Origin of the sequence: Paraburkholderia strydomiana (assembly GCF_046030495.1) — a bacterium.
Lineage (GTDB): Bacteria > Pseudomonadota > Gammaproteobacteria > Burkholderiales > Burkholderiaceae > Paraburkholderia > Paraburkholderia strydomiana_A.
Map to the genome: position 1 here is coordinate 1 of NZ_JAQQCJ010000054.1, position 9732 is coordinate 9732.

Below are 9732 nucleotides of genomic sequence, written 5' to 3' on the forward strand. Positions count from 1 at the left end.
TGAAGGCACACGCGGCACAACGCCAGAGCATGCGCGCCCTATATATAGATAGAGCCAGAGCGCCGGAACTGATCCCGTCGCAGGAGGCCAAAGGGTTCCTATATATGCAGAATATGCAGAAAGCAACGTGCAACCTCAAAGCAGAAGTCGTCGCGTCGCTCAAAGGACGCCGCTGCGCGCGCTCCCGGCAAGCTACAAGCGCCCCTGCAACAACTTGCACGATTAATTGGTGTGCCCCCATGAGCGCGAACGCGCAAGCTCGTATATAATGCGAGCCGCGCGAATTTCGCATATTTCTATCGGCCCGCTTCAAGCGGGCTCATCTTTTTTGCTCCCCAAGAGCACACCCAAACAACCGCGTTGAGTCACTCAGGTGATGTTGAGCCATGCTCGAAACGCCTGACGGTCGCGTCTTGCGTCTCATAGCGAAGCCTCTAGAGGAGAATACGTGAACCCTTTTGATCGCGAAGATTCGCAACACGAAAACGCCGGCTACAGCGGCAAAGCCCCCTCCGGTCGCACGGCCAAGGGCAAGGGCGCCGGCAAAGCGATCCCCGTTGCGGCCGAATTGCTCCCGCAACAAGCCGAAGAACGTCAGCGCCAAATGCGTGCGCTGATCCAGCTGGGCAAGGAGCAAGGCTACCTGACCCACGCGCAGATCAACGACCATCTGCCCGACAACTTCGCGCAAACCGCGGCAATCGACAGCATCGTCAGCGCGTTTGGCGACATGGGCGTGCAGGTCTACGAGCAGGCCCCTGACGCGGAAACGCTGCTGCTCAACTCGAACGCCCCCGCCGTGGTGTCGGACGATCAGGCGGACGAAGAAACTGAAGTCGCGTTGTCCACCGTCGACTCCGAATTCGGCCGTACGACCGACCCGGTGCGCATGTATATGCGCGAAATGGGCGCAACCGAACTGCTGACGCGCGCTGGTGAAATCGCCATTGCGAAGCGCATCGAAGACGGCCTCCATGAAATGGTGCAAGCCATTGCCGCCTGCCCGCTCGCGATCTCCGCGATTCTGGCGAGCGCCCAGCAGGTCGCCGACGGCGAACTGCGCATCGACGAGCTGGTCGACGGTCTGAATGAAGACACGGTCGCGGCGGAAGAGGAAGCGAGCGCCGACACGGCAGCCGACGTCGACACGAACGCCGACGAAGACGACGACAGCGATAGCGATGACGACGTCGGCCCGGCCGACTCGTCGGCGGCGGACGAAGCGCGCCTGAAGCAGCTCACGAGCGACTGCCTCGAAATCTTCGCGCAGGTCGGCATGCTGTCTGACCAGATGAACGCGTCGCACACGCGTGGCGATGTCACCTCGAAAGCCTATCTGCGCGCACGTGAAGAGATCCAGCAGCACCTCGCGAAGATCCGCTTCACCGCACGCACGATTGACCGCCTGTGCGGCGACGTCCAGCACCAGGTCGCGCAGGTGCGCGCGATCGAGCGCAACATTCTGCAAATCGTCGTCACGAAGAGCGGCATGCCGCGCGAGAAGTTCATCGAGTCGTTTGGCGGCCACGAAGCCGACCTCAGCTGGACGGAACGCGCAGCGCGCGGCAATACGTCGTACGGCGCGGCGCTCGAGCGCCATCTGCCGGCGATTCAGTCCGAACAGCAGAAGCTGATCGAGATCGAAGCCACCGTTTCGCTGCCGCTGAAGCATCTGAAAGAGGTCAACCGCAAGATGGTTGCGGCCGAATCGAAGATGCGCAAGGCCAAGAGCGAGATGATCGAGGCGAATCTGCGTCTCGTGATCTCGATCGCGAAGAAGTACGTGAACCGCGGCATGCTGTTCCTCGATCTGATCCAGGAAGGCAACATCGGCCTGATGAAGGCCGTGGACAAGTTCGAATACCGTCGCGGCTGGAAGTTTTCGACATATGCAACGTGGTGGGTCCGCCAGGCCGTGACGCGTTCGCTCGCCGACCAGGCCCGCACGATTCGCGTGCCGGTGCACATGATCGAAACGATCAACAAGCTCAACCGCATTTCGCGCGAGATCCTGCAGCAGACGGGTATGGAAGCCCATCCGTCGGTGCTCGCGGAACGCATGGAGCTGTCGGAAGAGAAGGTGCGCGGCATTCTGAAGATCGCCAAGCAGCCGGTATCGATGGAAACGCCGGTCGGCGACGACGGCGACGCCACGCTCGGCGACATGATCGAAGACTCGGCGGCTTCGTCGCCGGCCGATGCGGCGATGCAAGCCGACTTGCGCGCCGCCATCGACGACGCGCTCGACTCGCTGTCGCCGCGCGAAGCAAAGGTGCTGCGCATGCGCTACGGCATCAACACGAAGTCGGACCATACGCTCGAAGAAGTCGGCAAGCAGTTCGACGTGACGCGCGAGCGGATTCGTCAGATTGAAAGCAAGGCCATGCGCAAGCTGATGCATCCGAGCCGCGCCGATCGACTGAAGTCGTTCCTCGACCGCTAAATTAGCGATCGCGCTTGCCGTGCGGCCTGCACGGCAAGCGCCCCCTCCTCAAACAAGCAGCGAGACGATCCCGCCCACGGTGATGCCCGCTGCCAGCCAACGTCCAGCCGTGTAGAACGCATTGCTGTCGTCGTGAGGCTGGTCCGGCCGTTCAAGACCGAGCGTGCCGTATGCAAACGACTGCACCGCCGAGGCGCCCGCCGCCGGCGCGCTGTCTGTTCTCGTGAAATCGACTCCCCCCTCTTCCTGCCCTGTATTTCCGTCCCGATCCGCCGCTGCTGCGCCTTCGGCAGAGATATGGACAGCGTCATCCTGTGCGGATGTCGTCGATGCCGCGGATGTCGTAGACGTCGCGGTCTGCGCGGAGGCGGCGTCGTTCGCCGCGGGCAGACTATTCGCCGCCGCGCGATCCGCTCCCTGTCGGGTCGACGACAATGCGCTGTCGATTTGCATGGCTATCTCCGTTCGTTACGCTCAAGACATGTGCTGCGCCATCGCGCCACCGCAAGTCAAACCCGCTGTGTGATGGCGTCGCGCATGACGGGTCGGGGGTTCGACGCACCGCCGGTCACAAGATCTATCGACGCCGACTGGCCGCAACTTGAGCATCCGTAAGGGGCGGTAAGCGCAAGCCGGCTTTCGCCGCGGCGTATGACGTGACGGTGTGCCTGAAAACAACGCGCGCCGCCAACCGGGTCATCCAAACCACCCGAAGCAGCACACACAACCGGCGCGTCACTTTCACTTTCACCCGCCAGACGCGTGCGCAGTGGCCAATTGCGCGCCTCGGCGTCACCCGGCCGCATCACACGCACCTGCTTCACAGCTCGAGCCAGCGAGTCAAAGTCAATCCCGACTCTGCGCCGCTTTCCACCCAGTCCACATTCCCGACTGGGCATGGTCGTTGCGCGTCGCTATTCATGCATTTTCACGAGGAGCACGTCATGACTACGCTCGATCCCCAAGGGCCGGCAGCCGCCTGCGAGCAAGGCGCGAACATCGTCGGAGCAGGTATGGGCGACGGCCCCGGACCGGATGTAATGGCCGCATCCACACTCGACGGCAACAAGGTAATGTCATCCGATGGCGAACATGTCGGCAAGATTTCCGCCATCATGCTCGACGTGCGCGGCGGACGGATCGCATATGCGGTGCTGTCCAGCGGGGGCTTTCTCGGCATGGGCGACTCGCTGCACGCCATTCCGTGGAGCGCCCTCACGCTCGACACGGACGACAAATGCTTCCTGCTCGACGCATCCGCCGAGCGAATCAGGACTGCGCCGAGCTTTGACAAGGACAACTGGCCATCGATGGCCGATATGCAATGGGGCAGGTCCGTGCACGCGCACTACAACCGGTCGCCCTATTGGTCGGCAACGCGGGATGTGGTGGAAGAGCGGGAATCGGACTCGAATTTCTGAGGACGACCTGGCATGTGTGCCACTGCCGCTGACTAAGATTTGTTGTCCACAGAAATTGGGCACAAGCCTGTGGACAACATGCTCATGACTCACCCAACTCATTGAGCGCATTGGTTTTCATGCGCGCGCTCCCAATGAGTCGCAGGCTTCGCGCATAGTGCGCGAGCCGCCGCCCGTTGCTGAGCCGTCGACGCGCTTTCGTAAGGGGCGAGTCGGCGATTGCGCGTCTCCTGCTCAGTGGTGCACGACGGCCCAGCAGAAATTCGAGCGCCTTGCCTGCGCTGCACGCCCGCTTGCCCGTCGACACGAAAAACGCGGGAGGGAGTTATCCCCAGCGCTCATCGCTCTGACGCCAATACCGCTCTATCCTGCCTCGACGAAACGTTCGAGCGCGAGCTTCATCCGCTGCACACCCGTTTCGATATCCACCACGCCCGGCGCGGCGAATGACAGACGCAATGCCGCCACATCGACATTGTCTTTATAGAACGCGACGCCCGGCACGAACATCACATTCTGCTCGATACAGACACGCAGATAGTCGGCCGCATTCCCTCCCGCCTTCAATCGCGCCCATACGAACATACCGCCGTCCGGGCGATGAAACGCGACGTGCTGCGCCAATTGCTCATCGAGCGCATCGCACAACGCGCGGCACTTCACCGCATACGCGTCGACGATGAGCGGCAAATGGCGCTCCAGCGCACCGCTCGCGAGATACTCCGCGGCAATCGCCTGGGTCCACGACGAACTGCATAGATCGACGGTCTGCTTGGCGACCACACAGCGACGCAGAATCTCCGCATGCGCGACCATCCAGCCGACCCGCAAACCCGGCGCGACGATCTTCGACAGACTCGAAAAATGCACCACCCAGTCGCGCGACCCCGGCACCTGCTCGCTCAACGCGAGCAGCGACGGCAATGCCGCGCCGCTGAAGCGCAAGTCGCCGTACGGGTCGTCCTCGACGATCAGAATGCGATGACGCGCCGCCAGCTTCAACAACGCCATGCGCCGCTCGAGCGACAAGGTCGCACCGGTCGGATTGGCAAACGTCGGCACCGTGTACAGCAGCTTCGGTGCAGCGCGCAGCGTGCCGGCTTCGAGCAGGGCAGCGAGCGCATCGACGTCGAGCCCGTGCTGATCGACGGGCACCGTCACGACGTCCGCCTGTTGCAGCTTCAGCGCCTGCAAGGTCGCCGGGTAGGCGGGCTGTTCGACCAGCACCACGTCGCCGGGAGCGACCATCACGCGCAGCAGCAGATCGAAGCCCTGCTGCGAACCGGTCGTCACGAGCAGGTCCTGCGGCGCGCATGGCGTGCCGCGGCGCGCCATCAGCTGAGCAAGCTGTTCCTTGAGGACCGCGAGGCCATCGGTCGGACCGTATTGCAGGCACAGCGTGGGCTGTTGCGACGCGCGCACGGTGGCGGCGTCGAGCCCTCCACGATCGAACAGATCGCTGGCCGGATAACCGCCCGCGAACGAGATCATGCCGGGCTGCGCGAGATACTTGAACAGCTCGCGAATTGGCGAGCCGGTCGGTGCTTCGAATGCGGGATTGAACGTGAACATGGTGACGGGCCGCTCTGGGTCGAGTTCTCTGTCGAGGGGAAGATCGGCGTCGATTGTGGCCATCGTCCGGGTGCGCGGCAAACGATATCTACGCACTACGTATTGCAATTTCCGCATCAACCGGACGCGCGGCTACACCACGTTCTTCTCCACGATCGGCCGGTTGTCGAGCACGCGCGCGAAGCTCAGCGAGCCGAGGTCGAGCGTCGTGTAGCGGCCGTGCAGGATCAGTTCGCTGATGCCGCGTCCCGTCGCCGGACCTTGCTGCAAGCCGTGTCCGCTGAAACCGTTGGCGAAAATGCAGTTGTCGACGTCGGGGTGATAACCGATGATGGCGTTCTGATCGAGCACGTTGTATTCGTAGTAGCCGGACCAGCAGTTCTGCACGCGCAGCGCTTCGAACTGCGGCACGCGATGCGCGAGCGTCGGCCAGATCACGTCGTCGAATAGCGCGTGATCGACTTCGTCGAGCGGCAGGTCGTCGGGATCGCGATCCGCGGCGGGTGACGTGCCGCAAATGTACGCGTTGCCTTCAGGCCGGAAGTACACGCCGCTCGGATCGATCAGCAACGGACAGCGTTCGAGCCGCGCCGGCGAACTCACGTTGAAAATACTGCGGCGCCGCGCGTAGACCGGCAGGTCGATGCCCACCATCTGCGCGACCCGGCGCGACCAGGCGCCGGCGGCATTCACGACCGCGTCGCACGCATAGGTCTCGCCGTTCGCGGTCTGCACGTGCGTAACGCGTTTGCCGTCGCGCTGCACGGCGGTGACGTCCGCGGCGACGTAGCGCGCGCCGAGCGCCTGGGCCTTCTTGCGCAACGCCTGCACGAGACCGTAGCCGTCGAACCAGCCCTCGCCGCTTTCGCCGTACGCACCGGCGACGAGATCATCGGTATTGAGCCAGGGAAAGCGCGCTTGTAGTGTGGTCTTGTCGAGCAGACTGATATCCGCGCCGAGACTTTTTTGCAGCGCGTGATTCTCGCGCAGCGTGGACTCGCCCGCGGACGTCGCGAGAAACAGGTAGCCGCCTTCGTGCAGATCGACCGACGGACGCGTGCCGTCGACTTCGAGCCGCTCGCCGATCGAGCGCAAGAACTCGATGCCGAACAGCGACATCTGAATGGAAAGCGGCGTGGAGAATTGCTGACGGATCGACGCCGCCGACAACGCCGACGACGAGCGCGCATAAGTCGGATCGCGCTCGATCACCGTGACACCGACTGTCGGATCGGACAGCCGCAAGAAATACGCAATCGAGCTGCCGATCACCCCACCGCCGACGATCACGACTTTGGAACTCACGTCTTACTCCACGAGTAGCGTGGCCGCGCTGAAAACGCCGGGCGGCGCAAACGGATTGCTGAAGAGATGTGATGCGCGCGACGGCGATGGCCGCCGCGCATAAACGCGTTGCCGGCGCGCTCAGCCGATATTGAAGTCGATCCCCTGCGCGAGCGGCAATGCCGACGAGTAGTTGACCGTATTGGTCGCGCGGCGCATGTAAGCCTTCCATGCGTCCGAGCCCGACTCGCGACCACCGCCGGTTTCCTTCTCGCCACCGAATGCCCCGCCGATTTCCGCGCCGCTCGGCCCGATGTTGACGTTGGCGATACCGCAGTCGCTGCCCGAATCGGACAGGAAACGTTCCGCTTCGCGCAGGTCGGTCGTGAACACGCACGACGACAGACCGTGAACCGCTGCGTTGTTCGCTTCGACTGCGTCGGCGAAATCCGTATAGCGCAACACGTAGAGAATCGGCGCGAAGGTTTCCTTCAGCACGACCGGGGTTTGCGACGGCATTTCGACGATCGCCGGGCGCACGTAGTAACCGCCTTCATAACCCTTCACCTCGACACGCTCGCCGCCGAACACCTTGCCGCCTTCGGCCGCGGCCTGCTGCAACGCCTCCTGCATGCGCGCGTAGGACTGCTTGTCGATCAGCGGCCCCATCAGCGTGCCTTTTTCGAGCGGATTGCCGATCGGCACCTTGCTGTACAGCTGCTTCAGACGTTCGATAGTCTTGTCATACACGCTCTCATGCACGAACAGACGCCGCAGCGACGTGCAGCGCTGCCCCGCCGTGCCCACCGCCGAGAACAGGATGCCGCGCATCGCGAGTTCATGGTCGGCGGTTTGCGCGACGATGCCCGCGTTGTTGCCGCCGAGTTCGAGCAGCGAGCGGCCGAAGCGCTTCGCCACTTCCACGCCGACCGTGCGGCCCATTTCCGTGCTGCCCGTCGCGCTGACGATCGATGCGCGCGGATCCGCCACCAGCTTCGCGCCAACATCGCGCCCGCCGTTGATCAGCGCGGTCAGGCCGGCCGGCGCGTCGCCGAATTCCTGCAGCGCCTCGTTGAGGATCTGGTTGACGGCGAGCGCGGTGAGCGGCGTCTTTTCCGACGGCTTCCAGATCACCGCGTTGCCGCAGACCAGCGCGAGTGCCGCGTTCCACGACCACACCGCCGCCGGGAAATTGAACGCCGAGATCACGACGCAGGTGCCCATGGGGTGCCACGTCTCCGCCATCCGGTGGCCGGGACGCTCCGAGGCGATCGTCAGACCGTACAACTGGCGCGAGAGGCCGACCGCGAAATCGCAGATGTCGATCATTTCCTGCACTTCGCCCATGCCTTCCTGCAGGATCTTGCCGGTTTCGAGCGTGATGATGCTGCCCAGCGCCTGCTTCTTCTCGCGCAGACGGTTACCGAGCAGCCGCACCAGTTCGCCGCGGCGCGGCGCCGGCACGTTGCGCCAGGCGGTGTACGCGTCTTTCGCGCGGGCGAGGGCCGTGTCGACTTCCGCCACCGTGTTGACGGCCACACGGCCGATGAGCTCGCCCGTGATCGGCGAATGAACCGCGAGGTCGCCGGCTTGCGCCGCGTGCGCGATGCCGAGATCGGCGAGGATAGTGGAAGCGTCCATGAAAACCCCTATAATTTCCGATGCGAAACAAGAGTAAGTTCGGAAACTATACACGCGGGCTTTTATGGCTGCAAGAACATGTCGATGGCAGGGAAATGCTTGTTGACATGGCGTCAGATGTTTCCATAAGGAAACTTTGATGATCCGCGCCGGTGTCGAAGCCGGCCGGAATCACACTGCCGCCATCAGCCTGTCGACGAGCACCCGCGCGAACGGCGGCAAGTCCTTCAGGCTGCGCACGCAGATCTTGAGCTTGCGTTCGGCCCAAGGATCGTTCAAGCCGACGATCGCGATCTGCATCGTCTTCCTGTGCCGCAGCGCGACCGACTCCGGCACGACGCCGATGCCCACGCCCGCTTCGATCATCCGGCACGCGGCTTCGAAGTTGCCGACCTGGATGCGCAGCTTCAGACGCGCGCCGAGCGCATCGGCGGCGCTCGTGATGAACGCATGGATCGCGCTCGACGTGGGCAGACTCACGAAGTTGGCGCCGAGCACCTGCGAGAAATCGACCGACGCCTGCTTCGCCAGCGGGTGATCGCATGATGTGACGAGAACCAGGCGATCGTCGCGATACGGCAGCATCTCCAGATGTTCCGCATGCACGTTGCCCGCAACGATGCCGATATCGGTCGCGCTATCCGCCACGCCTTTGACGATTTCGCCGCTCAGCACTTCGCGCAGATCGATGTTGACGTCCGGATGATCGCGCAGAAAATGGCTCAGCACGGCGGGCATGAACTCGCTGATCGCGGTCGTGTTGGCCCAGATGCGCACGTGGCCCTTGATGCCTTCGCCGTACTCCTGCATGTCGCCCGCCAGATGCTCGACACGTTCGAGCACGAGCCGCGCATGATGCACGAACGCTTCGCCTGCGGGCGTCAGCGTCACGCCCTGGCTGGTTCGATACAGCAGCTTGACACCGAGTTGTTCCTCGAGATTCTTGACCCGGTTGCTGGCAGCCGGCGCCGACAGATGCGAGCGCTCCGCCGCGCGCGCGAGGTTCTGCGTGTCGGCGATATTCAGGAGCAGACGCAAATCCACGAAATCGAAATGCATGATGAAAGCCGGTGATGAAGCGCCGATGGGCGCTCGCAAGACAAACAGCAATCTTAACCGGGCACGAAGCACACGTTCGAAAAAACCGAATTCCCTGCGCTGGCGGTCTCTGTCAGAGTGAAGCGGTTCGCGCTTGCTGTCGATGCAGGCGTTTTATCTGGGGAGAGCGTGTTGAAGATTCTGGTGCCGGTCAAACGAGTGGTCGATTACAACGTGAAGGTTCGGGTGAAGTCGGACGGCACGGGTGTTGATATCGCGAGCGTGAAGATGTCGATGAATCCGTTCGATGAAATCGCGGTGGAAGAAGCGGTA

Annotated in this window: 7 protein-coding genes and 1 pseudogene; 3 read left to right on the forward strand and 5 right to left on the reverse strand. The window is 63.0% G+C overall.

Translation table 11 applies throughout. The annotated features are described in order from the left end of the window. Window positions 1-448: 448 nt before the first annotated feature. Window positions 449-2443, forward strand: coding sequence for an RNA polymerase sigma factor RpoD (gene rpoD, locus PQQ53_RS34660; RefSeq protein ID WP_408150832.1), 1995 nt, complete (start codon window positions 449-451; stop codon window positions 2441-2443). A gap of 48 nt (window positions 2444-2491) precedes the next feature. On the opposite strand, the gene PQQ53_RS34665 is transcribed toward rpoD, so the two are convergent. Then, a complete protein-coding gene (locus tag PQQ53_RS34665) occupies window positions 2492-2896 on the reverse strand; it encodes a hypothetical protein (protein ID WP_408158138.1) in 405 nt (134 codons plus the stop codon). Window positions 2897-3387: 491 nt separating this feature from the next. Between PQQ53_RS34665 and PQQ53_RS34670 the strand changes: the two genes are divergently transcribed. Beyond that, the gene (locus PQQ53_RS34670; protein WP_408329181.1) at window positions 3388-3864 is read left to right on the forward strand and encodes a PRC-barrel domain-containing protein; all 477 of its coding nucleotides are present in this window, start codon (window positions 3388-3390) and stop codon (window positions 3862-3864) included. 363 nt (window positions 3865-4227) lie between these two features. Here the strand turns inward: PQQ53_RS34670 and PQQ53_RS34675 are convergent, their stop codons facing one another. The 4 genes from PQQ53_RS34675 to PQQ53_RS34690 form a co-directional block, all read right to left on the reverse strand. Then, complete coding sequence (locus tag PQQ53_RS34675) at window positions 4228-5436, reverse strand: aminotransferase-like domain-containing protein (protein WP_408329187.1); 1209 nt, start codon at window positions 5434-5436, stop codon at window positions 4228-4230. A gap of 132 nt (window positions 5437-5568) precedes the next feature. After that, window positions 5569-6741 carry an NAD(P)/FAD-dependent oxidoreductase gene (locus PQQ53_RS34680; RefSeq protein ID WP_408329184.1) on the reverse strand — a complete coding sequence of 391 codons (1173 nt, stop codon included), beginning with the start codon at window positions 6739-6741 and terminating at the stop codon, window positions 5569-5571. 120 nt (window positions 6742-6861) lie between these two features. After that, window positions 6862-8361, reverse strand: a complete 1500-nt coding sequence (gene amaB / locus PQQ53_RS34685; RefSeq protein WP_408150826.1) for an L-piperidine-6-carboxylate dehydrogenase — start codon at window positions 8359-8361, stop codon at window positions 6862-6864. Window positions 8362-8532: 171 nt separating this feature from the next. Continuing rightward, window positions 8533-9420: a LysR family transcriptional regulator gene (locus tag PQQ53_RS34690; RefSeq protein WP_408150825.1), complete on the reverse strand. Its 888-nt coding sequence runs from the start codon at window positions 9418-9420 to the stop codon at window positions 8533-8535. Between the two features lie 171 nt (window positions 9421-9591). Between PQQ53_RS34690 and PQQ53_RS34695 the strand changes: the two are divergent. Next, window positions 9592-9732: pseudogene (locus PQQ53_RS34695) on the forward strand (electron transfer flavoprotein subunit beta/FixA family protein); the annotation flags it as partial.